General features: G+C 42.3%; 1 protein-coding gene. It reads right to left on the reverse strand.

All coding sequences use genetic code 11. The annotated features are described in order from the left end of the window. Nucleotides 1–248: 248 nt before the first annotated feature. A complete protein-coding gene (locus Q0257_RS09215; RefSeq protein WP_298024308.1) occupies nt 249–818 on the reverse strand; it encodes a flavodoxin in 570 nt (189 codons plus the stop codon). Nucleotides 819–1041: the final 223 nt, after the last annotated feature.

A 1041-nucleotide genomic window follows, 5' to 3' on the forward strand; every position in this document is an offset into this window, starting at 1 on the left:
CGCCTGCAAAAATTTTATCGTTCGCCTTATCATAAACGGCGAGATTTTCCTTTTTAACCAAAACTTGCTTTTCCTGCATCTTTTCTCCTTTGTTTATATTTTTTGCAATGCTCTCTTGCGCGCTTAAATTTAATGCCCACGCCATCGCCGCTAAACTCAAAATTTTAAGAATTTAGCGTTTATTTTTATCTTTCATTATGCTCGCTTTAAATTTAATCACAAATTTAAAGTCAAAGTGCAAAAGTCGCCTAAAATTTCGTAAGCCACTCTTTTATCTCTTTTTCGCTTGCTCTCTCGCCGAAGCACTTCCCCGCTAGCCACTCGCCGCTTCCGGCCATTTGGGCTAAATTTTTATCGCTATTTCCGAGCCCCGAGCTATAGACGGTACAAAACGGGATCACCTTTTTACCGCTAAAATCGTTGTTCTTTATAAACTCAAAGATCGGCCACGCCGCATCATACCACCAGATCGGATAACCTACGAAAACGACATCGTAGTTCTCCCAGCCTTCGATTTTGGCGTTAGCTAAAGACACTTTCCTAAGCGACGTATCATCATGCTCGCGGCTAACGCGACTTTTTGGATCGTTGTAGTTTAGATCCGCGTTCGTGTAGGGCTGCACGGGCTTTAGCTCGACTATCTCGGCACCTAAATTTTGTGCTATTAAATTTGCCGCTCTGGCCGTATTGCCGCCTGCGGAGAAATAGACTACGAGCGTCTTTTGCGGCTCAAATTTGATATTTTCCGCTGCGCTTTGGTTCGCCGCGAATGAACACATAACAAGTGCTGTAGCCATTATTTTACTTAGTTCTTTCATTTTATTTTCCTTTCTTTTATCTCATCTGTTCTTGCCAAAATTTGACCGCCTCATCCAGCCAGCCTTGTGCCGCCATGCCGGTGCCTAAACCAAATCAACTCCGTGATATAAATTTACAAATTCCCCTTAAATTTGACCTTTAAAGGCTTTTTAAAACCTCTTTCGCGTTTTGCACCTTTGCCTCGCCAACACATTCACTCAAAATTTTAAAAATTCTCTCGAA

This window comes from uncultured Campylobacter sp., assembly GCF_938018035.1.
In the GTDB taxonomy this organism is placed as follows: Bacteria; Campylobacterota; Campylobacteria; order Campylobacterales; family Campylobacteraceae; genus Campylobacter_B.